Raw genomic sequence first — 23,205 nt, forward strand, 5'->3', positions numbered from 1 at the left:
CTTGAGTGGGAGGGTTTACCCTATTTACCACATCACGGACTTAAGGAGGTGTGTCTCGTGGCTAAAAAAGTAGTTAAAGTTGTAAAATTGCAAATTCCTGCTGGAAAAGCTAACCCAGCACCACCAGTTGGACCTGCACTTGGTCAAGCCGGTGTTAACATCATGGGATTCTGTAAGGAGTTTAACGCTCGTACAGCTGACCAAGCTGGTTTAATCATTCCTGTTGAAATTTCGGTTTACGAAGACCGTTCATTTACATTTATTACAAAAACTCCACCTGCTGCAGTATTGCTTAAAAAAGCAGCTGGAATTGAGTCTGGTTCTGGTGAACCAAACCGTAATAAAGTGGCAACCGTTAAGCGCGATAAAGTACGCGAAATCGCTGAAACGAAAATGCCTGACTTAAACGCAGCAGACGTTGAAGCGGCAATGCGCATGGTTGAAGGTACTGCCCGCAGTATGGGTATTGTAATCGAGGATTAATTTGTTTCTTGTCGGGTTGCGAGTTTTAACAAGTTCGCAACCCTTATTCGTGGGAGGTTATTCCGCTATAACCACATAAGGAGGAAATTTTAAAATGGCTAAAAAAGGTAAAAAGTACGTTGAAGCTGCTAAGCTTGTAGACCGTTCTAAAGCTTACGACGTCTCTGAAGCAGTAGCTCTCGTTAAAAAAACAAACACAGCTAAATTCGACGCTACAGTTGAAGTGGCTTTCCGTTTAGGGGTTGACCCTCGTAAAAACGACCAGCAAATCCGTGGAGCAGTTGTGCTTCCAAACGGAACTGGTAAAACTCAGCGCGTTCTCGTTTTCGCAAAAGGCGAAAAAGCGAAAGAAGCTGAAGCTGCTGGTGCAGATTTCGTAGGCGATACTGACTACATCAACAAAATTCAACAAGGCTGGTTCGATTTCGATGTTATCGTAGCTACACCTGACATGATGGGTGAAGTTGGTAAAATCGGTCGTGTACTTGGACCAAAAGGTTTAATGCCAAACCCTAAAACTGGTACAGTTACTTTCGAAGTTGAAAAAGCTATCGGCGAAATCAAAGCTGGTAAAGTTGAATACCGCGTTGATAAAGCTGGAAACATTCATGTTCCTATCGGTAAAGTTTCTTTCGAGGATGAAAAACTTGTTGAGAACTTCACAACAATGTACGATACAATCCTTAAAGCTAAACCTGCTGCAGCTAAAGGCGTTTACGTGAAAAACGTTGCTGTAACTTCTACTATGGGACCTGGTGTCAAAGTAGACTCTTCAACTTTTAACGTAAAATAATATTGACATGACATCAACATTCTGATATTATTCAAAATGTTGTAAAATAGAATATCATTTATACCGTAGACAGTAGGGGCCTAACCGCTTAATTATCCTACCGAGGTGTATATTATCACAGCTATTACGTTACGTATGCTTGTATATACAGCCTCCATGTCTCATGGAGGCTTTTTATATGGAATCCGTCGTCTCAGTCGTGATCACCTAACGGTATAAGTGTTACACAAGAATCTACAGGAGGTGTAACCATGAGCAGCGCAATTGAAACAAAAAAAGTTGTTGTTGAAGAAATTGCTTCTAAACTGAAAGAAAGTAAATCAACGATCATCGTTGACTATCGCGGACTTAACGTTTCTGAAGTAACTGAACTTCGTAAACAGCTTCGCGAAGCTAACGTTGAGTTCAAAGTTTACAAAAATACGATGACTCGCCGTGCGGTTGAACAAGCTGAGCTTAATGGTTTGAATGATTTCTTAACTGGACCGAACGCGATCGCATTCAGCACTGAAGATGTTGTCGCTCCGGCTAAAGTTCTTAATGACTTCGCTAAAAATCACGAAGCTCTTGAAATCAAAGCTGGCGTTATCGAAGGTAAAGTTTCTACTGTTGAAGAAGTGAAAGCTCTTGCTGAACTTCCATCACGCGAAGGCTTGCTTTCTATGTTGCTTAGCGTACTTCAAGCTCCAGTTCGCAACCTTGCTCTTGCTGCAAAAGCTGTGGCAGAACAAAAGGAAGAACAAGGCGCTTAATCTAATCAGTTTTTCATAAATTAAAACAAAATGGAGGAATTACAAATGGCTTTAAATATCGAAGAAATCATTGCTTCCGTTAAAGAAGCAACTGTACTTGAATTGAACGACCTAGTAAAAGCAATCGAAGAAGAATTTGGCGTAACTGCTGCTGCTCCTGTAGCTGTAGCTGGCGGAGCTGCTGCAGGCGGAGCTGCTGAAGAGCAAAGCGAATTCGATCTTATCCTTGCTGGTGCAGGATCTCAAAAAATCAAAGTTATCAAAGTTGTACGTGAAATCACTGGTCTTGGCTTGAAAGAAGCTAAAGAACTTGTTGACAACACTCCAAAACCACTTAAAGAAGGTATTGCTAAAGAAGAAGCTGAAGAGCTTAAAGCTAAACTTGAAGAAGTTGGCGCTTCTGTAGAAGTTAAGTAATCTTCACTTACCTGTAGGGGAAGCTCGCTTTTATGAGGCGAGCTTTTTCTTTGCCATTCTTTAAGCCATGAAAAAAGGAGGTTCTAATAATGAGTGAGCACTATTATTCAGAAAAACCTTCAGTGAAAAGCAACAAGCAAACCTGGTCTTTTAGGCTTCGGAATAAAGATTTCACGTTTACCAGCGACAGCGGGGTTTTTTCTAAAAAAGAAGTTGATTTCGGCTCCCGCCTGCTGATTGATTCTTTTGAAGAGCCTGAGGTTGAGGGCGGCATTTTGGATGTAGGCTGCGGATACGGCCCGATTGGTTTATCGCTCGCCAGCGACTTTAAAGACCGGACTATCCACATGATTGACGTTAATGAGAGAGCCGTAGAACTATCAAATGAAAATGCGGAACAGAACGGAATAACAAACGTTAAGATTTATCAAAGCGATTTGTTTTCAAACGTTGATTCTGCTCAAACATTTGCTTCTATTCTTACAAATCCCCCAATCCGAGCCGGAAAAAAAGTTGTCCATGCTATCTTTGAGAAAAGCGCTGAACACTTAAAAGCTTCAGGTGAATTGTGGATCGTCATACAGAAAAAGCAAGGCGCGCCTTCTGCCATTGAAAAGCTCGAGGAACTGTTCGATGAAGTTTCTGTCGTTCAAAAAAAGAAAGGCTATTATATCATAAAAGCAAAAAAAGTTTGACTCGGTATTTTAACTATGTTAATATTGTAAAATGCCAATGTATATATTTTGCTTGATATGATGAATTGTCAATATCTATGTATAAATTATACAAGTATGGAAATGCTAATAAAATCGGTATTTGTTTTTGGATGTGGTTTTCTTAATTAGAAACCCTTTTTTCTTTTGTCTTGTAAAAGTATTTTCTTTCTTTGGAAGAAATGCTTATTACACATATAATACGCATGATTTGAGGGGTGAATCAGTTGACAGGTCAACTAGTTCAGTATGGACGACACCGCCAGCGCAGAAGCTATGCTCGCATTAGCGAAGTGTTAGAATTACCAAATCTCATTGAAATTCAAACCTCTTCTTATCAGTGGTTTCTTGATGAGGGTCTTAGAGAGATGTTTCAAGACATATCACCAATTGAGGATTTCACTGGTAACCTCTCTCTTGAGTTCATTGATTATAGTTTAGGTGAGCCTAAATATCCTGTAGAGGAATCAAAAGAACGTGATGTGACTTACTCAGCTCCGCTAAGAGTGAAGGTTCGTTTAATTAACAAAGAAACTGGAGAGGTAAAAGACCAAGATGTCTTCATGGGTGATTTCCCTATTATGACAGATACAGGTACTTTTATCATTAACGGTGCGGAACGTGTTATCGTTTCCCAGCTTGTTCGGTCTCCAAGTGTATATTTCAGTGGTAAAGTAGACAAAAACGGTAAAAAAGGTTTTACCGCAACTGTCATTCCAAACCGTGGCGCATGGTTAGAATACGAAACTGATGCGAAAGATGTTGTTTATGTCCGCATTGATCGCACACGTAAGTTGCCGGTTACGGTTCTTTTGCGTGCTCTCGGCTTCGGCTCCGATCAAGAGATTCTTGATCTCATAGGAGAAAACGAATACTTGCGAAATACGCTTGATAAAGATAACACAGAAAACAGCGACAAAGCGTTGCTGGAAATTTACGAGCGTCTCCGTCCTGGAGAGCCGCCTACAGTAGAAAATGCGAAAAGCTTGCTTGATTCTCGTTTCTTTGATCCGAAACGATACGATCTTGCCAATGTAGGACGCTATAAAATTAATAAAAAACTTCATATTAAGAATCGCCTCTTCAATCAGAGACTTGCTGAAACGCTTGTTGATCCTGAAACAGGAGAAATCCTTGCTGAAAAAGGCCAGATTCTTGATAGAAGAACACTTGATAAAGTACTGCCATACTTAGAAAACGGAATCGGTTTCAGAAAGCTGTATCCGAATGGCGGCGTTGTTGAAGATGAAGTGACTCTTCAATCAATTAAAATCTTTGCTCCGACTGATCAAGAAGGAGAACAGGTTATTAATGTAATCGGCAATGCTTACATCGAAGAAGAGATTAAAAACATCACGCCTGCTGATATTATTTCTTCAATCAGCTACTTCTTCAACCTGCTGCACGGAGTAGGCGACACAGATGATATCGATCATCTTGGAAACCGCCGTTTACGTTCTGTAGGCGAGCTTCTCCAGAACCAATTCCGTATCGGTTTAAGCCGTATGGAGCGTGTGGTTCGTGAGAGAATGTCAATTCAAGATACGAATACAATTACGCCTCAGCAACTGATCAATATTCGTCCTGTTATTGCGTCCATTAAAGAGTTCTTTGGAAGCTCACAGCTTTCTCAATTCATGGATCAGACGAACCCGCTTGCTGAATTAACGCACAAGCGTCGTCTGTCAGCATTAGGACCGGGCGGATTGACACGTGAGCGTGCCGGAATGGAAGTGCGTGACGTTCACTACTCCCACTATGGCCGTATGTGTCCGATTGAAACGCCTGAGGGCCCGAACATCGGTTTGATCAACTCACTATCATCTTATGCAAAAGTAAACCGTTTTGGCTTTATTGAAACGCCATATCGCCGCGTTGACCCTGAAACAGGGAAGGTAACGGGCAGAATCGATTACTTAACTGCTGATGAAGAGGATAACTATGTTGTCGCTCAAGCGAATGCTCGTCTTGATGACGAAGGCGCCTTTATTGATGACAGCATCGTAGCTCGTTTCCGCGGGGAGAACACTGTTGTTTCCAGAAATCGTGTAGACTACATGGATGTATCGCCTAAGCAGGTTGTATCTGCTGCGACAGCATGTATCCCGTTCTTAGAAAACGATGACTCCAACCGTGCCCTCATGGGAGCGAACATGCAGCGTCAGGCTGTGCCTTTGATGCAGCCGGAAGCGCCATTTGTTGGAACTGGTATGGAATACGTATCAGGAAAAGACTCTGGTGCCGCTGTTATTTGTAAACACCCTGGTATCGTTGAACGCGTAGAAGCGAAAAACGTTTGGGTTCGCCGTTATGAAGAAGTAGACGGTCAAAAAGTAAAAGGAAACCTGGATAAATACAGCCTGCTGAAATTTGTCCGCTCTAACCAAGGTACGTGCTACAACCAGCGTCCGATCGTAAGTGTCGGCGATGAAGTGGTAAAAGGAGAAATCCTTGCTGACGGTCCTTCTATGGAGCTTGGTGAACTTGCACTTGGCCGTAACGTAATGGTTGGCTTCATGACATGGGATGGCTACAACTATGAGGATGCCATCATCATGAGTGAACGCCTAGTGAAGGATGATGTTTATACATCTATCCACATTGAAGAATACGAATCAGAAGCACGTGATACGAAACTTGGACCTGAAGAAATCACTCGCGATATTCCAAACGTCGGTGAAGATGCGCTTCGCAATCTTGATGACCGCGGAATCATCCGTATTGGGGCAGAAGTAAAAGACGGAGATCTTCTTGTTGGTAAAGTAACGCCTAAAGGCGTAACTGAACTGACTGCAGAAGAACGCCTTCTTCACGCCATCTTTGGCGAGAAAGCCCGCGAGGTTCGTGATACTTCTCTTCGTGTGCCTCATGGCGGCGGCGGAATTATCCATGACGTTAAAGTCTTCAACCGTGAAGACGGAGACGAACTTCCTCCAGGTGTTAACCAGTTAGTACGCGTATATATCGTTCAGAAACGTAAGATTTCTGAAGGGGATAAAATGGCCGGTCGTCACGGTAACAAAGGTGTTATCTCTAAGATTCTTCCTGAAGAAGATATGCCTTACCTTCCTGACGGCACACCAATTGATATCATGCTTAACCCGCTGGGCGTACCATCACGTATGAACATCGGGCAGGTATTGGAACTTCACATGGGTATGGCCGCTCGTTACCTTGGCATTCACATTGCATCTCCTGTATTTGACGGAGCGCGAGAAGAGGATGTCTGGGAAACACTTGAAGAAGCCGGCATGTCTCGTGACGCCAAAACAGTGCTTTACGACGGACGTACTGGAGAGCCGTTTGATAACCGTGTATCTGTCGGTATCATGTACATGATCAAACTAGCTCACATGGTTGACGATAAACTTCATGCACGCTCTACAGGCCCTTACTCACTTGTTACGCAGCAGCCTCTTGGCGGTAAAGCGCAATTTGGCGGACAGCGTTTTGGTGAGATGGAGGTTTGGGCACTTGAAGCTTACGGTGCGGCTTACACTCTTCAAGAAATTCTGACTGTTAAGTCTGATGACGTGGTTGGACGTGTGAAAACATACGAAGCCATCGTTAAAGGCGACAATGTTCCTGAACCAGGTGTTCCGGAATCATTCAAAGTATTAATCAAAGAACTTCAAAGCTTAGGTATGGATGTCAAAATCCTTTCTGGTGATGAAGAAGAAATAGAAATGAGAGATTTAGAAGACGAAGAAGATGCGAAACAAGCTGACGGCCTGGCATTATCAGGTGATGAAGAGCCGGAAGAAACAGCATCTGCAGACGTTGAACGCGATGTAGTAACAAAAGAATAATCTCTAGTTATAAAGGCAAGTGACATCGGTTAATCCGAAGATAAAAAGGGAGGTAGGCCCCTTGCTAGATGTGAACAATTTTGAGTATATGAACATCGGTCTTGCTTCACCAGATAAAATCCGTTCATGGTCTTTTGGTGAAGTGAAAAAGCCTGAAACGATAAACTATCGTACGTTAAAACCTGAAAAGGACGGTCTATTCTGCGAACGCATTTTCGGACCGACTAAGGACTGGGAATGTCATTGCGGGAAGTACAAGCGAGTTCGTTATAAAGGCGTAGTTTGTGACCGCTGCGGAGTCGAAGTAACACGGGCTAAAGTCCGTCGTGAGAGAATGGGGCACATTGAACTGGCTGCCCCAGTTTCCCACATTTGGTATTTCAAAGGTATTCCAAGCCGTATGGGTCTTGTGCTGGATATGTCACCTCGTGCTTTAGAAGAAGTCATTTACTTTGCTTCTTACGTTGTAACTGATCCGGCGAATACACCGCTTGAAAAGAAACAGCTTCTGTCTGAGAAAGAATATCGTGCTTATCTTGATAAATACGGTAATAAATTCCAAGCATCTATGGGTGCTGAAGCAATTCATAAACTTCTTCAAGATATCGATCTTGTAAAAGAAGTTGATATGTTAAAAGAAGAGCTGAAAACTTCACAAGGACAACGCCGTACTCGTGCGATCAAACGTCTTGAAGTTTTAGAAGCCTTCCGTAACTCAGGAAACAAGCCTTCTTGGATGATCCTTGATGTGCTTCCTGTTATTCCTCCGGAGCTTAGACCGATGGTTCAGCTAGATGGCGGACGTTTTGCGACTTCTGATTTGAATGACCTTTATCGTCGTGTCATCAACCGTAACAATCGTTTGAAACGCCTTTTAGACCTTGGTGCGCCTAGCATCATCGTTCAAAACGAAAAGCGTATGCTTCAAGAGGCTGTCGATGCCCTAATTGACAACGGCCGCCGCGGACGCCCTGTAACAGGTCCTGGTAACAGACCGTTAAAATCTCTTTCTCACATGCTGAAAGGGAAGCAAGGCCGTTTCCGTCAAAACCTTCTTGGTAAACGTGTCGATTACTCCGGACGTTCTGTAATCGTTGTTGGTCCTCATTTGAAAATGTACCAATGCGGATTACCGAAGGAAATGGCGCTTGAACTTTTCAAACCTTTCGTTATGAAAGAACTTGTTGAAAAAGGTCTTGCTCACAACATTAAGAGTGCGAAACGCAAAATTGAGCGCGTACAGCCTGAAGTTTGGGATGTACTAGAATCAGTTATTAAGGAGCACCCGGTACTGCTGAACCGTGCCCCTACACTTCACAGATTAGGTATCCAGGCGTTTGAACCAACGCTTGTTGAAGGACGCGCAATCCGTCTTCACCCGCTCGTATGTACAGCTTACAACGCTGACTTTGACGGTGACCAAATGGCGGTTCACGTACCATTATCTGCTGAAGCACAAGCTGAAGCACGCATCTTGATGCTTGCTGCTCAAAACATCTTGAACCCTAAAGATGGTAAACCGGTTGTAACACCGTCTCAGGATATGGTACTAGGTAACTATTACCTGACACTTGAGCGTGCCGGTGCTGTCGGTGAAGGTATGGTCTTCAAGAATACAGACGAAGCGCTTCTTGCTTATCAAAACGGATATGTTCACCTTCATACGAGAGTAGCTGTTGCAGCTAACTCACTTAAGAATGTGACATTTACCGAAGAACAGCGCTCAAAATTGTTAATTACAACTGTCGGTAAGCTTGTCTTCAATGAAATTCTTCCGGAATCATTCCCTTACATGAATGAACCAACGAAGAGCAACATTGAAGAGAAAACACCTGATCGTTTCTTCTTAGAAAAAGGTGCTGACGTTAAAGCTGTTATCGCACAGCAGCCAATCAATGCGCCGTTTAAAAAAGGCATTCTGGGTAAAATCATCGCGGAAATCTTTAAACGATTCCATATTACGGAAACGTCTAAAATGCTTGACCGCATGAAAAACCTAGGTTTCAAATATTCAACAAAAGCTGGTATTACAGTTGGGGTTTCTGACATCGTCGTACTCGATGATAAACAAGAAATTCTTGAAGAAGCGCAAAGCAAAGTTGACAACGTTATGAAGCAGTTCCGCCGCGGTCTTATCACTGAAGAAGAACGCTATGAGAGAGTCATCTCTATCTGGAGTGCTGCAAAAGACGTTATCCAAGGCAAACTGATGAAATCACTTGATGAACTCAACCCGATCTACATGATGAGTGACTCTGGTGCCCGTGGTAACGCATCTAACTTTACGCAGCTTGCCGGAATGCGCGGCCTGATGGCTAACCCGGCTGGACGTATCATTGAGTTGCCGATCAAATCAAGTTTCCGTGAAGGTCTGACAGTATTGGAGTACTTTATCTCCACACACGGTGCGCGTAAAGGTCTTGCCGATACCGCTCTTAAAACTGCTGACTCAGGTTACCTTACACGCCGTCTCGTTGACGTTGCGCAGGATGTTATCATCCGTGAAACTGATTGCGGAACTGACCGAGGCATTCTTGCTAAGCCTCTTAAAGAAGGAACCGAAACAATTGAGCGCTTAGAAGAACGCTTAATCGGACGTTTTGCAAGAAAACAAGTGAAGCACCCTGAAACAGGTGAAGTGCTTGTGAATGAAAACGAACTGATTGATGAAGATAAAGCACTGGAGATTGTCGAAGCCGGCATTGAAGAAGTGTGGATCCGTTCTGCCTTCACATGTAATACGCCTCATGGTGTATGTAAACGATGCTATGGCCGAAATCTTGCAACTGGCTCCGATGTTGAAGTCGGTGAAGCTGTCGGAATCATTGCTGCCCAATCAATCGGTGAGCCTGGTACACAGTTAACAATGCGTACATTCCATACAGGCGGGGTTGCCGGAGACGATATCACACAGGGTCTTCCGCGTATCCAAGAGCTTTTCGAAGCGCGTAATCCGAAAGGTCAGGCAACAATTACAGAAATCGACGGTACAGTCGTTGAGATCAATGAAGTTCGTGATAAGCAACAGGAAATTGTGGTTCAAGGCGCAGTGGAAACACGTTCTTATACGGCACCTTACAACTCCCGCCTGAAAGTAGCGGAAGGGGATAAAATTACTCGAGGCCAAGTACTGACAGAAGGTTCAATCGATCCGAAAGAACTTCTTAAAGTAACTGACCTGACGACTGTTCAAGAGTATCTTCTCCATGAGGTTCAAAAGGTTTACCGTATGCAGGGTGTTGAAATCGGTGATAAACACGTAGAAGTAATGGTGCGCCAGATGCTTCGCAAAGTACGCGTGATTGATGCCGGTGACACTGATGTGCTTCCAGGTACATTGCTTGATATTCACCAATTTACTGAAGCGAACAAAAAGGTATTGCTTGAAGGCAATCGACCTGCTACAGGCCGTCCTGTCTTACTCGGTATTACAAAAGCATCTCTTGAAACTGATTCATTCTTATCTGCTGCTTCCTTCCAGGAAACAACACGTGTCCTTACAGATGCAGCGATCAAAGGTAAGCGTGACGAGCTTCTCGGCTTGAAAGAGAATGTTATCATCGGTAAGCTTGTTCCAGCTGGTACAGGAATGATGAAATACCGTAAAGTAAAACCAGTATCAAATGTTCAGCCGACTGACGATATGGTTCCGGTTGAATAACTGATTTCATTCTGCTGAAAGACTGTTTTTGCGGTCTTTCGGCAGATATATTTATGAAAAAGTCACTCTATGAGAAGATAGAAACTAAAAAATGTCATACCTTGTTGACATTCGTCTCCTAGAATGATAATATAACCAAGGTGCTCGAAATAAACCTGTTACTTTGGAGGATATGTTTATGTCTTATGATAAAGTATCACAGGCCAAATCAATTATTATTGGTACGAAGCAAACAGTGAAAGCTCTAAAGCGAGGTTCAGTAAAGGAAGTAGTCGTTGCAAAAGACGCAGATCCGATACTCACGTCAAGTGTTGTTTCACTTGCTGAAGATCAAGGTATCTCTGTCTCAATGGTTGAATCCATGAAAAAGCTCGGCAAAGCCTGCGGAATTGAGGTAGGAGCAGCCGCTGTTGCCATTATTTTATAACGTACTTTTGTTTTTGCGTAAGATTCCATCTTGTGTAAAGACATTGTTTTTTGCCTTTTGATGAACCACCTGGGTATGTGGGTTATAAAACGTAATGAAGGGAGGAAAAATTCATGCCTACAATTAATCAGCTAATTCGCAAAGGACGCGTGAGTAAAGTAGAAAACTCAAAGTCTCCTGCACTTAACAAAGGATACAACAGCTTTAAAAAAGAGCACACTAACGTATCTTCTCCACAAAAACGCGGGGTATGTACTCGTGTTGGTACAATGACACCGAAAAAACCGAACTCAGCACTTCGTAAATATGCTCGTGTTCGTTTGACTAACGGAATCGAGGTTACTGCTTACATTCCTGGTATCGGTCACAACCTGCAAGAGCACAGTGTTGTACTTATCCGCGGCGGACGTGTAAAAGACTTACCAGGGGTACGTTACCACATCGTTCGTGGTGCGCTTGATACTGCTGGAGTTGAAAACCGTGCACAAGGCCGTTCTAAATACGGTACGAAAAAACCTAAAGCAAAATAATATACGAAAATACGCATAATTGATGAAGGGAGGATATTCAGATGCCACGTAAAGGTCCTGTAGCAAAAAGAGATGTTTTACCTGATCCGATTTACAACTCTAAGCTTGTATCTCGTCTAATCAACAAAATGATGATCGATGGTAAAAAAGGTAAGTCTCAAACAATCCTATACAAGTCATTCGATATCATTAAAGAACGTACTGGCAATGATGCAATGGAGGTTTTCGAACAAGCATTGAAAAACATCATGCCTGTACTTGAAGTAAAAGCACGCCGTGTAGGTGGTGCGAACTACCAAGTTCCTGTAGAAGTTCGTCCTGAACGTCGTACGACTCTTGGACTTCGCTGGTTAGTTAACTACGCTCGTCTTCGCGGAGAAAAAACGATGGAAGAGCGTTTAGCTAACGAAATCCTTGACGCAGCTAACAACACTGGTGCTGCTGTTAAGAAACGTGAAGACACTCATAAGATGGCTGAAGCAAACAAAGCATTTGCTCACTATCGCTGGTAGGATTTATAGATTAACAAAACACAATTTCCTAATAAGGAAGGAGAAATTACCCAATGGCAAGAGAGTTCTCCTTAGAAAAAACTCGTAATATCGGTATCATGGCTCACATCGATGCCGGTAAAACGACTACTACAGAACGTATCTTGTTCTATACTGGTCGTATCCACAAAATTGGTGAAACTCATGAAGGAGCTTCACAAATGGACTGGATGGAGCAGGAACAAGAACGTGGTATCACAATCACTTCCGCTGCGACAACTGCACAGTGGAAAGGATACCGCGTAAACATCATCGATACTCCAGGACACGTAGACTTCACAGTTGAAGTTGAACGTTCTCTTCGTGTACTTGATGGTGCTGTTGCTGTACTTGACGCGCAATCAGGCGTTGAGCCTCAAACAGAAACTGTTTGGCGTCAGGCAACAACTTATGGAGTACCGCGTATCGTTTTTGTTAACAAAATGGACAAAATCGGTGCAGACTTCCTTTACTCTGTAGGAACTTTAAGAGACCGTCTTCAAGCAAACGCTCATGCAATTCAATTGCCGATCGGTGCTGAAGATAACTTCGAAGGTATCATTGACCTTGTAGAAAACGTTGCGTATTTCTACGAAGATGACCTCGGAACTCGTTCTGATGCAAAAGAAATCCCTGAAGAGTACAAAGAGCAAGCTGAAGAGCTTCGCAACAGCCTTATTGAAGCTGTATGTGAGCTTGATGAAGAGCTTATGGATAAGTACCTTGAGGGTGAAGAAATCACAATTGACGAGTTAAAAGCAGGAATTCGTAAAGGTACATTAAATGTTGAATTCTACCCTGTTCTTGTTGGTTCTGCCTTCAAAAACAAAGGTGTTCAACTAGTACTTGATGCTGTTCTTGACTACCTTCCTGCACCAACTGACGTTGCTGCAATCAAAGGTACACGTCCTGATACAAATGAAGAGATTGAGCGTCATTCTTCTGACGAAGAGCCATTCTCTGCATTAGCATTTAAGGTTATGACTGACCCTTACGTTGGTAAGTTGACGTTCTTCCGTGTGTACTCTGGAACACTTGATTCTGGTTCATACGTGAAAAACTCTACTAAAGGCAAACGTGAGCGTGTTGGACGTATTCTTCAAATGCACGCTAACAGCCGTGAAGAAATCTCTACTGTATACGCAGGGGATATCGCAGCTGCTGTAGGTCTAAAAGATACAACTACTGGAGATACTCTATGTGATGAGAAGGATCTTGTTATCCTTGAGTCAATGGAATTCCCAGAACCAGTTATCGACGTTGCTATTGAGCCTAAATCAAAAGCTGACCAAGATAAAATGGGTATCGCTTTAGCGAAACTTGCTGAAGAAGATCCTACATTCCGTACTCAAACAAACCCAGAAACTGGCCAAACGATCATCTCTGGTATGGGTGAACTTCACCTTGATATCATTGTTGACCGTATGAAACGCGAATTTAAAGTAGAAGCCAATGTTGGTGCTCCTCAAGTTGCGTACCGTGAAACATTCCGTACCGGTGCAAAAGTTGAAGGTAAATTCGTACGTCAGTCTGGTGGACGCGGTCAGTTCGGACACGTTTGGATCGAATTCGAACCAAACGAGGAAGGCGCTGGCTTTGAATTTGAAAATGCGATTGTCGGTGGGGTCGTTCCTCGTGAATATATCCCAGCTGTTCAAGCAGGTCTGGAAGATGCACTTGAAAATGGTGTACTAGCAGGCTTCCCGCTTATCGACATTAAAGCTAAACTTTTCGACGGTTCTTACCATGATGTTGACTCAAACGAAATGGCATTTAAAGTTGCTGCTTCTATGGCATTGAAAAATGCAGTCAGCAAATGTAACCCAGTTCTTCTTGAACCAATCATGAAAGTGGAAGTGGTTATTCCAGAAGAATACATGGGAGATATCATGGGTGATATCACTTCACGTCGCGGACGCGTAGAAGGTATGGAAGCACGCGGTAACGCTCAAGTTGTTCGCGCTATGGTTCCTCTTGCTGAAATGTTCGGTTACGCTACTGCACTTCGTTCTAATACGCAAGGTCGCGGTACGTTCACTATGCACATGGATCACTACGAAGAAGTGCCGAAGAGCGTCGCAGAAGAAATTATCAAAAAAAATAAAGGCGAATAATTGATTTTGCCGCTTAACTCAAGTATAACTACTATTGTAAGATGAGGAAGTGAAAGCTTTCTTTCACTTCCTATCACTCTATACATTACTAATTAAAAGCTCTTAAGGAGGATTTTAGAATGGCTAAAGAAAAATTCGACCGTTCCAAATCACATGCCAATATTGGTACAATTGGACACGTTGACCATGGTAAAACAACTTTAACTGCTGCTATCACAACAGTACTTCATAAGAAATCTGGTAAAGGTACAGCTATGGCGTACGATCAAATTGATGGTGCTCCAGAAGAACGCGAGCGCGGTATCACAATCTCTACTGCACACGTTGAGTACGAAACTGAAACTCGTCACTATGCACACGTTGACTGCCCAGGACACGCTGACTATGTTAAAAACATGATCACTGGTGCTGCGCAAATGGACGGAGCTATCCTTGTAGTATCTGCTGCTGATGGCCCAATGCCACAAACTCGTGAGCACATCCTTCTTTCTAAAAACGTTGGTGTACCATACATCGTTGTATTCTTAAACAAATGCGACATGGTAGACGACGAAGAGCTTCTTGAACTAGTTGAAATGGAAGTTCGCGATCTTCTTAGCGAATACGACTTCCCTGGCGATGATGTACCAGTTGTTAAAGGTTCTGCTCTTAAAGCTCTTGAAGGAGACGCTGAGTGGGAAGCTAAAATCTTCGAACTTATGGATGCGGTTGATGAGTACATCCCAACTCCAGAACGCGACACTGAAAAACCATTCATGATGCCAGTTGAGGACGTATTCTCAATCACTGGTCGTGGTACAGTTGCTACTGGCCGTGTAGAACGCGGACAAGTTAAAGTCGGTGACGAAGTTGAAATCATCGGTCTTCAAGAAGAGAACAAGAAAACAACTGTTACAGGTGTTGAAATGTTCCGTAAGCTTCTTGATTACGCTGAAGCTGGTGACAACATTGGTGCCCTTCTTCGCGGTGTATCTCGTGAAGAAATCCAACGTGGTCAAGTACTTGCTAAACCAGGTACAATCACTCCACACAGCAAATTCAAAGCTGAAGTTTACGTTCTTTCTAAAGAAGAGGGTGGACGTCATACTCCATTCTTCTCTAACTACCGTCCTCAGTTCTACTTCCGTACAACTGACGTAACTGGTATCATCCATCTTCCAGAAGGCGTAGAAATGGTTATGCCTGGAGATAACACTGAAATGAACGTTGAACTTATCTCTACAATCGCTATCGAAGAAGGAACTCGTTTCTCTATTCGTGAAGGCGGACGTACTGTTGGTTCAGGCGTTGTTTCTACAATCACTGAGTAATAGTATGATTTTAAACGAGACCCCTGCGGGTCTCGTTTTTTGTTTGCTTATCTTTTTCTTGTATAATAGGATCTATCATATTCGAGGGGTTAATATTTATGATTCCTGAAAAGAAATCAATCGCAATCATGAAAGAATTAAGCATTGGAAATACAAAGCAAATGCTGATGATTAATGGAGTTGACGAGAAAAATCCATTGCTGCTTTTTTTACATGGCGGGCCGGGAACGCCGCAAATCGGATATGTTAGACATTATCAAAAAGAGCTGGAACAGTATTTTACAGTAGTTCATTGGGATCAGAGAGGATCGGGGCTTTCTTATTCTAAGCGAATTTCGCATCACTCTATGACAATAAATCACTTCATTAAAGATACAATCCAAGTCACTCAATGGCTTTTAGCTCATTTTTCAAAATCAAAACTTTACCTAGCCGGTCATTCTTGGGGGTCAATATTGGCGCTTCATGTGCTGCAGCAGTGTCCTGATTTATTTTACGCGTATTATGGAATCAGCCAGGTTGTTAACCCTCACGATGAGGAATCAACTGCTTATCAACATATTCGTGAAATTTCTGAATCAAAAAAAGCCAGCATATTATCTTTCCTCACACGTTTCATTGGTGCTCCGCCTTGGAAGCAGGATATCCAGCACCTTATCTATCGGTTTTGTGTCGAGCTAAGCAGGGGAGGATTCACTCGCCGTCATCGTCAATCTCTAGCTGTATTATTTCAAATGCTTACTGGCAATGAGTATGGAGTGCGGAACATGCACAGCTTCCTCAATGGATTGCGCTTCAGTAAAAAACATTTAACTGATGAGTTGTACCGGTTTAATGCTTTTACATCAGTTCCTTCTATTAAAGTACCGTGTGTTTTCATTTCAGGGAAACATGACTTAATTGTTCCTGCTGAAATATCGAAACAGTATTATCAAGAACTTGAGGCACCGGAAAAGCGCTGGTTTCAATTTGAGAACTCAGCTCACACCCCGCATATTGAGGAGCCGTCATTATTCGCGAACACATTAAGTCGACATGCACGACACCATTTATGATAGATCCTTGATAAATAAGAAAAACCCCTGTATAATAAAAAAAGTGTGCAAACCATGCATATTTTAAATAAGTCTTGCAACATGCGCCTATTTTCTGTATAATGGTGTATGTTGGTCTTTGACTGCGATGAAGTGAGAGGTTGCTGACACACCCGGCCGCTTTGCCATGGCAAGGTGTTCAGGTTTTTCTCACGGAGAACTGTCTAACGTGATGTAGGCGAAAAGGAGGGAAAATAATGGCAAAACAAAAAATTCGTATTCGTTTGAAAGCATATGATCATAGAATCCTTGATCAATCTGCAGAGAAGATTGTTGAAACGGCAAAACGTTCTGGTGCCAGCGTATCTGGTCCGATTCCGTTGCCAACTGAAAAATCAGTTTACACAATCCTTCGTGCGGTGCACAAATACAAAGATTCTCGTGAGCAATTTGAAATGCGTACACATAAACGTTTAATCGACATTGTGAACCCAACACCACAAACTGTTGATGCTCTTATGCGATTAGACTTACCATCTGGTGTCGATATCGAAATTAAACTTTAATTCTAAAATATAGAATGATCTTAATAGGAGGTGTGACGAATGACCAAAGGAATCTTAGGAAGAAAAATTGGTATGACGCAAGTATTCGCTGAGAATGGTGATCTTATTCCGGTAACTGTTATCGAGGCTGCTCCAAACGTTGTTCTTCAAAAGAAAACAGCTGAAAACGACGGTTACGAAGCAATCCAGCTTGGTTTTGACGACAAGCGTGAAAAGCTTTCTAACAAACCTGAAAAAGGACACGTTGCAAAAGCGGAAACTGCTCCTAAGCGCTTCGTTAAAGAATTACGCGGAGTGGAAATGGATGCGTATGAAGTTGGTCAGGAAGTCAAGGTTGAAATTTTCTCTGCTGGAGAAATCGTAGATGTAACAGGAGTATCTAAAGGTAAAGGTTTCCAAGGTGCGATCAAGCGCCACGGACAATCTCGCGGACCTATGTCTCACGGTTCACGCTACCACCGTCGTCCTGGTTCAATGGGACCTGTAGATCCTAACCGTGTATTCAAAGGTAAATTATTACCTGGACGTATGGGCGGAGAGCAAATCACTGTTCAAAACCTTGAAATCGTAAAAGTTGATGCAGAACGCAATCTTCTTTTGATCAAAGGTAACGTACCTGGTGCGAAGAAATCTTTAATCACTGTTAAAAGTGCTGTTAAATCTAAATAATTCTCTTAGGAAAGGAGGAAATTGATTATGCCAAAAGTAGCATTATACAACCAAAACGGTTCTACTGCTGGTGACATCGAATTAAACGCTTCTGTATTTGGTATCGAACCAAATGAGAGTGTTGTATTCGACGCTATTCTTATGCAAAGAGCTTCCTTACGTCAAGGAACTCACAAAGTAAAAAATCGTTCTGAAGTACGCGGCGGAGGTCGTAAACCATGGCGTCAAAAAGGTACTGGACGTGCCCGTCAAGGTTCAATCCGTTCACCGCAATGGCGCGGAGGTGGTGTCGTATTCGGCCCAACACCACGCAGCTATTCTTATAAATTACCTAAAAAAGTTCGCCGCTTGGCAATCAAATCAGTATTGTCTTCTAAAGTGATCGACAACAACATCATCGTTCTTGAAGATCTTACTCTTGATACGGCTAAAACAAAAGAAATGGCAGCTATCCTTAAAGGATTATCTGTTGAGAAAAAAGCTTTAATCGTAACTGCGGATGCAAACGAAGCAGTAGCATTATCTGCTCGTAACATTCCTGGAGTTACTGTTGTTGAAGCTAACGGAATCAACGTTTTAGACGTTGTCAACCACGAGAAGCTTCTGATTACAAAAGCAGCGGTTGAAAAAGTAGAGGAGGTGCTTGCATAATGAAAGATCCTCGTGATGTTCTAAAGCGCCCCGTCATTACTGAACGTTCTGCTGATTTAATGACTGAAAAAAAATATACTTTTGAAGTTGATGTAAGAGCTAACAAAACAGAAGTGAAAGACGCGGTTGAAAGCATCTTTGGAGTGAAAGTTGACAAAGTCAACATCATGAACTACAAAGGCAAATCAAAACGTGTTGGACGCTACACTGGTATGACTAGCCGTCGCAGAAAAGCGATCGTAAAACTTACTGCAGACAGCAAAGAAATCGAAATTTTTGAAGCTTAATTATCTGTAAAAAGAAGGAGGGAAATTCAAAATGGCGATTAAAAAGTATAAACCGACCTCTAATGGACGTCGTGGCATGACAACTTCAGATTTTGCTGAAATCACGACTGACAAGCCGGAAAAATCCTTGCTTGCTCCCCTTCACAAAAAAGGCGGACGTAACAACCAAGGTAAATTGACTGTACGTCACCAAGGTGGCGGACATAAACGCCAATACCGTGTTATCGACTTCAAACGCGATAAAGATGGTATACCTGGACGCGTTGCTACAGTTGAATACGATCCAAACCGTTCAGCTAACATCGCTCTAATCAACTATGCAGACGGAGAAAAACGTTACATTCTTGCTCCTAAAGGAATTCAAGTAGGTACTGAAATCATGTCAGGTCCTGAAGCTGACATTAAAGTAGGTAATGCACTTCCACTTATCAACATCCCTGTTGGTACAGTTGTGCATAACATTGAATTAAAACCTGGTAAAGGTGGACAGCTTGTACGTTCAGCTGGTACATCTGCTCAGGTTCTTGGTAAAGAAGGTAAATACGTTCTTGTACGTCTTAACTCTGGTGAAGTTCGCATGATCCTTTCTGCTTGCCGTGCTTCTATCGGTCAAGTAGGTAACGAACAGCACGAACTTATCAACATTGGTAAAGCTGGACGTTCTCGCTGGAAAGGCATCCGTCCTACAGTTCGTGGTTCTGTAATGAACCCTAACGATCACCCACACGGTGGTGGTGAAGGACGTGCGCCAATCGGACGTAAATCACCAATGTCTCCATGGGGCAAACCAACTCTTGGATTCAAGACTCGTAAGAAAAAGAACAAATCCGATAAATTTATCGTACGTCGTCGTAAAAATAAATAACGGGGTTGTCTACGGTTCTTTTCGGACCGTAGTGCAATCACGAAGGGAGGTTCCAAAATGGCTCGCAGCTTAAAAAAAGGACCATTTGTCGATGGACACTTGATGACTAAAATCGAGAAATTAAATGAAACAGACAAGAAACAAGTCGTAAAAACTTGGTCTCGTCGTTCTACTATTTTCCCACAGTTTATTGGTCACACAATCGCAGTCTATGACGGACGTAAACACGTGCCTGTATTCATCTCTGAAGATATGGTAGGGCACAAGTTGGGTGAATTCGCTCCAACTCGTACGTACAAAGGTCATGCTAGTGATGACAAAAAAACAAGACGCTAAGAGAGGAGGCTTTTAAATGCAAGCTAAAGCTGTTGCAAGAACAGTCCGTATTGCTCCTCGTAAAGCACGTCTAGTAATGGACCTGATTCGAGGCAAGCAAGTAGGTGAGGCAGTATCAATCTTGAACCTTACACCAAGAGCTGCTTCTCCAATTATCGAGAAAGTATTAAAATCCGCTATTGCAAATGCTGAGCATAACTATGAAATGGACGCTAACAACCTGGTTATTTCTCAAGCATTCGTTGACGAAGGCCCTACGTTAAAAAGATTCCGCCCACGTGCTATGGGACGTGCGAGCCAAATCAACAAACGTACGAGCCACATTACAATCGTTGTATCAGAAAAGAAGGAGGGATAAGTAGTGGGTCAAAAGGTAAATCCAGTCGGTCTTCGTATCGGAGTCATTCGTGATTGGGAATCTAAGTGGTACGCTGGTAAAGATTACGCTGACTTCCTGCACGAAGATTTAAAAATTCGTGAATACATTAGCAAACGCCTTTCTGACGCTTCTGTTTCTAAAGTAGAAATCGAGCGTGCAGCAAACCGCGTTAACATTACGATCCACACAGCTAAGCCTGGTATGGTTATCGGTAAAGGCGGTTCTGAAGTCGAAGCACTTCGCAAAGCCCTTAACAGCCTTACTGGCAAGCGTGTACACATTAACATTCTTGAAATCAAAAGAGCAGATCTTGATGCACAGTTAGTTGCTGACAACATCGCTCGTCAATTAGAAAACCGTGTTTCTTTCCGCCGTGCGCAGAAACAACAAATCCAACGTACTATGCGTGCTGGAGCACAAGGTGTGAAAACAATGGTTTCTGGTCGTCTTGGCGGTGCAGATATCGCTCGTTCTGAATACTACAGTGAAGGAACTGTTCCATTGCACACATTACGTGCGGACATTGACTATGCAACATCTGAAGCTGACACTACTTACGGTAAGCTTGGTGTGAAAGTCTGGATCTATCGTGGAGAGGTTCTTCCTACTAAGAAGAAAACTGAGGAAGGAGGAAAATAATATGTTATTACCAAAACGCGTTAAATATCGCAGAGAGCATCGCGGAAAAATGCGTGGCCGTGCGAAAGGCGGTACTGAAGTACATTTCGGTGAATTCGGTATCCAAGCTCTTGAAGCTTCTTGGATTACTAACCGTCAAATCGAAGCTGCACGTATTGCGATGACTCGTTACATGAAACGTGGCGGTAAAGTTTGGATCAAAATTTTCCCTTCTAAACCTTACACTGCTAAACCACTTGAGGTACGTATGGGATCCGGTAAAGGGGCTCCTGAAGGTTGGGTAGCTGTTGTAAAACCGGGCAAAGTTTTATTTGAAATTTCTGGTGTGTCTGAAGAGGTTGCTCGTGAAGCGCTTCGCCTTGCATCTCACAAATTGCCAATTAAAACGAAGTTCGTAAAACGTGAAGAAATTGGTGGTGAATCAAATGAAAGCTAATGAAATTCGTGACCTTACCACTGCTGAAATTGAACAAAAAGTAAAGTCTCTTAAAGAAGAACTTTTCAATCTTCGCTTTCAATTAGCGACAGGACAACTTGAAAATACTGCTCGCATTCGTGAAGTGCGCAAAGCTATCGCGCGCATGAAAACTGTGATTCGTGAAAGAGAAATTGCTGCTAATAAATAATCACTGAGGGGAGGTCGTGAGCATGAGCGAACGTAACCAACGCAAAGTTTACCAAGGCCGTGTTGTTTCTGACAAAATGGATAAAACCATTACTGTTGTTGTTGAGACATACAAAAAACATACACTTTACGGTAAACGCGTAAAATACTCAAAAAAATTCAAAGCACATGATGAAAATAATCAAGCTAAAATCGGTGACATCGTTAAGATCATGGAAACTCGTCCATTGTCTGCAACTAAGCGTTTCCGTCTAGTTGAAGTTGTCGAAGAAGCTGTTATTATCTAATAAAGTTCGGAATTCTTTTTCCGAAGGGAGGTAACAAATAATGATTCAACAAGAGACTCGTTTAAAAGTAGCTGACAACTCTGGCGCACGTGAAGTACTTACTATTAAAGTTCTTGGTGGTTCTGGACGTAAAACAGCTAACATTGGTGATGTAATTGTTTGCACGGTTAAACAAGCAACACCAGGAGGCGTTGTCAAAAAAGGTGAAGTCGTAAAAGCTGTTATCGTTCGCACTAAAAGCGGAGCGCGCAGAAGTGACGGTTCATACATCAGCTTCGATGAGAATGCATGTGTTATCATCCGTGACGACAAGAGCCCACGCGGAACTCGTATCTTCGGACCAGTTGCTCGTGAATTGCGTGAAAACAACTTTATGAAAATTGTTTCTCTAGCTCCAGAAGTTATCTAATGAAATAAATGCCTTACTCAAGGAGGTGCGATCAGGATGCATGTAAAAAAAGGCGATAAAGTTATGGTTATCTCTGGTAAAGATAAAGGCAAACAAGGAACAATCCTTGCTGCTTTCCCTAAAAAGGACCGCGTTTTAGTTGAAGGTGTTAACATGGTAAAGAAACACTCTAAACCAACTCAAGCTAACCCTCAAGGCGGTATTTCTAATCAAGAGGCGCCAATTCATGTATCAAACGTTATGCCGCTCGATCCTAAAACAGGTGAAGTGACTCGCGTAGGATACAAAGTGGAAGATGGCAAAAAAGTTCGTGTAGCAAAAAAATCTGGGCAAGTTCTAGATAAATAGTATTAAAAGGAAGGGAGGTCTATCTCATGAACCGCCTTAAAGAAAAGTACAATAAAGAAATTGCACCTGCTTTAATGACTAAGTTCAACTATGATTCAGTCATGCAAGTGCCTAAAATCGAAAAAATCGTAATCAACATGGGTGTTGGTGACGCTGTTCAAAACGCCAAAGCAATCGACAGTGCTGTTGAAGAATTAACGTTTATCGCAGGTCAAAAACCTGTCGTTACTCGTGCGAAGAAATCAATTGCTGGATTCCGTCTTCGTGAGGGAATGCCTATCGGTGCGAAAGTAACTCTTCGCGGAGAGCGCATGTATGATTTCCTTGATAAACTTATTTCTGTATCTTTACCGCGTGTACGTGACTTCCGCGGGGTTTCTAAAAAATCTTTCGACGGTCGCGGTAACTACACACTTGGTATCAAAGAACAGTTAATCTTCCCTGAAATTGACTACGATAAAGTAACAAAGGTTCGCGGAATGGACATCGTTATCGTAACAACTGCTAATACTGACGAAGAAGCTCGTGAGCTATTAACTCAAGTAGGTATGCCGTTCCAGAAATAATCAAT

27 protein-coding genes and 1 other annotated feature are annotated in these 23,205 nt (G+C 42.6%); all 27 genes read left to right on the plus strand.

Going from position 1 to position 23,205, the window contains the following annotated elements:
- Positions 1-57 precede the first annotated feature (57 nt).
- Complete coding sequence (gene rplK, locus MHH79_RS00655) at positions 58-483, plus strand: 50S ribosomal protein L11 (protein WP_003156430.1); 426 nt, start codon at positions 58-60, stop codon at positions 481-483.
- A 94-nt stretch (positions 484-577) separates the two neighbouring features.
- Positions 578-1,276, plus strand: coding sequence for a 50S ribosomal protein L1 (gene rplA, locus MHH79_RS00660; protein ID WP_003235040.1), 699 nt, complete (start codon positions 578-580; stop codon positions 1,274-1,276).
- A gap of 45 nt (positions 1,277-1,321) precedes the next feature.
- Positions 1,322-1,462, plus strand: a sequence feature (ribosomal protein L10 leader region).
- A gap of 65 nt (positions 1,463-1,527) precedes the next feature.
- Positions 1,528-2,028 carry a 50S ribosomal protein L10 gene (gene rplJ / locus MHH79_RS00665; RefSeq protein WP_003235042.1) on the plus strand — a complete coding sequence of 167 codons (501 nt, stop codon included), beginning with the start codon at positions 1,528-1,530 and terminating at the stop codon, positions 2,026-2,028.
- A gap of 45 nt (positions 2,029-2,073) precedes the next feature.
- A complete protein-coding gene (gene rplL / locus MHH79_RS00670; protein ID WP_003156436.1) occupies positions 2,074-2,445 on the plus strand; it encodes a 50S ribosomal protein L7/L12 in 372 nt (123 codons plus the stop codon).
- 89 nt (positions 2,446-2,534) lie between these two features.
- The gene (locus tag MHH79_RS00675) at positions 2,535-3,140 is read left to right on the plus strand and encodes a class I SAM-dependent methyltransferase (RefSeq protein ID WP_003235045.1); all 606 of its coding nucleotides are present in this window, start codon (positions 2,535-2,537) and stop codon (positions 3,138-3,140) included.
- A gap of 245 nt (positions 3,141-3,385) precedes the next feature.
- Positions 3,386-6,967 carry a DNA-directed RNA polymerase subunit beta gene (gene rpoB / locus MHH79_RS00680; RefSeq protein ID WP_009966326.1) on the plus strand — a complete coding sequence of 1,194 codons (3,582 nt, stop codon included), beginning with the start codon at positions 3,386-3,388 and terminating at the stop codon, positions 6,965-6,967.
- 61 nt (positions 6,968-7,028) lie between these two features.
- Complete coding sequence (rpoC, locus tag MHH79_RS00685) at positions 7,029-10,628, plus strand: DNA-directed RNA polymerase subunit beta' (protein WP_004399688.1); 3,600 nt, start codon at positions 7,029-7,031, stop codon at positions 10,626-10,628.
- Positions 10,629-10,806: 178 nt separating this feature from the next.
- A complete protein-coding gene (locus MHH79_RS00690; RefSeq protein ID WP_003225778.1) occupies positions 10,807-11,055 on the plus strand; it encodes a 50S ribosomal protein L7ae-like protein in 249 nt (82 codons plus the stop codon).
- 113 nt (positions 11,056-11,168) lie between these two features.
- Positions 11,169-11,585 carry a 30S ribosomal protein S12 gene (rpsL, locus tag MHH79_RS00695; protein WP_003225781.1) on the plus strand — a complete coding sequence of 139 codons (417 nt, stop codon included), beginning with the start codon at positions 11,169-11,171 and terminating at the stop codon, positions 11,583-11,585.
- A gap of 41 nt (positions 11,586-11,626) precedes the next feature.
- Positions 11,627-12,097 (plus strand): 30S ribosomal protein S7, encoded by a 471-nt coding sequence (gene rpsG / locus MHH79_RS00700; RefSeq protein ID WP_003225784.1) that lies wholly within the window; start codon positions 11,627-11,629, stop codon positions 12,095-12,097.
- A 53-nt stretch (positions 12,098-12,150) separates the two neighbouring features.
- Positions 12,151-14,229, plus strand: coding sequence for an elongation factor G (fusA, locus tag MHH79_RS00705; protein ID WP_003235056.1), 2,079 nt, complete (start codon positions 12,151-12,153; stop codon positions 14,227-14,229).
- Between the two features lie 119 nt (positions 14,230-14,348).
- Positions 14,349-15,539: an elongation factor Tu gene (gene tuf, locus MHH79_RS00710; RefSeq protein ID WP_003235058.1), complete on the plus strand. Its 1,191-nt coding sequence runs from the start codon at positions 14,349-14,351 to the stop codon at positions 15,537-15,539.
- Positions 15,540-15,637: 98 nt separating this feature from the next.
- Positions 15,638-16,594, plus strand: coding sequence for an alpha/beta hydrolase (locus MHH79_RS00715; RefSeq protein WP_063336200.1), 957 nt, complete (start codon positions 15,638-15,640; stop codon positions 16,592-16,594).
- A 236-nt stretch (positions 16,595-16,830) separates the two neighbouring features.
- Positions 16,831-17,139, plus strand: coding sequence for a 30S ribosomal protein S10 (gene rpsJ / locus MHH79_RS00720; RefSeq protein ID WP_003156464.1), 309 nt, complete (start codon positions 16,831-16,833; stop codon positions 17,137-17,139).
- Positions 17,140-17,178: 39 nt separating this feature from the next.
- The gene (rplC, locus tag MHH79_RS00725) at positions 17,179-17,808 is read left to right on the plus strand and encodes a 50S ribosomal protein L3 (RefSeq protein WP_004399671.1); all 630 of its coding nucleotides are present in this window, start codon (positions 17,179-17,181) and stop codon (positions 17,806-17,808) included.
- Positions 17,809-17,835: 27 nt separating this feature from the next.
- Positions 17,836-18,459: a 50S ribosomal protein L4 gene (gene rplD / locus MHH79_RS00730; protein WP_004399658.1), complete on the plus strand. Its 624-nt coding sequence runs from the start codon at positions 17,836-17,838 to the stop codon at positions 18,457-18,459.
- Positions 18,459-18,746, plus strand: coding sequence for a 50S ribosomal protein L23 (gene rplW / locus MHH79_RS00735; protein ID WP_003156467.1), 288 nt, complete (start codon positions 18,459-18,461; stop codon positions 18,744-18,746). The genes rplD and rplW overlap by 1 nt, the downstream gene beginning before the upstream one ends.
- 31 nt (positions 18,747-18,777) lie before the next feature.
- On the plus strand, positions 18,778-19,611 hold the full coding sequence (rplB, locus tag MHH79_RS00740) for a 50S ribosomal protein L2 (RefSeq protein ID WP_003225795.1): 834 nt from the start codon (positions 18,778-18,780) through the stop codon (positions 19,609-19,611).
- Positions 19,612-19,668: 57 nt separating this feature from the next.
- Positions 19,669-19,947, plus strand: coding sequence for a 30S ribosomal protein S19 (gene rpsS, locus MHH79_RS00745; protein ID WP_003156472.1), 279 nt, complete (start codon positions 19,669-19,671; stop codon positions 19,945-19,947).
- A gap of 16 nt (positions 19,948-19,963) precedes the next feature.
- The gene (rplV, locus tag MHH79_RS00750) at positions 19,964-20,305 is read left to right on the plus strand and encodes a 50S ribosomal protein L22 (RefSeq protein ID WP_003156475.1); all 342 of its coding nucleotides are present in this window, start codon (positions 19,964-19,966) and stop codon (positions 20,303-20,305) included.
- Between the two features lie 3 nt (positions 20,306-20,308).
- Positions 20,309-20,965 (plus strand): 30S ribosomal protein S3, encoded by a 657-nt coding sequence (rpsC, locus tag MHH79_RS00755; protein WP_003242001.1) that lies wholly within the window; start codon positions 20,309-20,311, stop codon positions 20,963-20,965.
- Between the two features lies 1 nt (position 20,966).
- Positions 20,967-21,401, plus strand: a complete 435-nt coding sequence (rplP, locus tag MHH79_RS00760; protein ID WP_003225801.1) for a 50S ribosomal protein L16 — start codon at positions 20,967-20,969, stop codon at positions 21,399-21,401.
- Positions 21,391-21,591, plus strand: coding sequence for a 50S ribosomal protein L29 (gene rpmC, locus MHH79_RS00765; protein ID WP_003156482.1), 201 nt, complete (start codon positions 21,391-21,393; stop codon positions 21,589-21,591). Before rplP ends, rpmC begins: the two co-directional genes overlap by 11 nt.
- 22 nt (positions 21,592-21,613) lie before the next feature.
- Positions 21,614-21,877 carry a 30S ribosomal protein S17 gene (rpsQ, locus tag MHH79_RS00770; protein WP_003225804.1) on the plus strand — a complete coding sequence of 88 codons (264 nt, stop codon included), beginning with the start codon at positions 21,614-21,616 and terminating at the stop codon, positions 21,875-21,877.
- Positions 21,878-21,917: 40 nt separating this feature from the next.
- Positions 21,918-22,286 (plus strand): 50S ribosomal protein L14, encoded by a 369-nt coding sequence (rplN, locus tag MHH79_RS00775; RefSeq protein ID WP_003225805.1) that lies wholly within the window; start codon positions 21,918-21,920, stop codon positions 22,284-22,286.
- A gap of 36 nt (positions 22,287-22,322) precedes the next feature.
- Complete coding sequence (gene rplX, locus MHH79_RS00780; RefSeq protein WP_003156486.1) at positions 22,323-22,634, plus strand: 50S ribosomal protein L24; 312 nt, start codon at positions 22,323-22,325, stop codon at positions 22,632-22,634.
- A 26-nt stretch (positions 22,635-22,660) separates the two neighbouring features.
- Complete coding sequence (gene rplE / locus MHH79_RS00785; RefSeq protein WP_003225809.1) at positions 22,661-23,200, plus strand: 50S ribosomal protein L5; 540 nt, start codon at positions 22,661-22,663, stop codon at positions 23,198-23,200.
- Positions 23,201-23,205 lie beyond the last annotated feature (5 nt).

Origin of the sequence: Bacillus sp. FSL K6-0993 (assembly GCF_037977205.1) — a bacterium.
Taxonomy (GTDB): Bacteria; Bacillota; Bacilli; order Bacillales; family Bacillaceae; genus Bacillus; species Bacillus subtilis.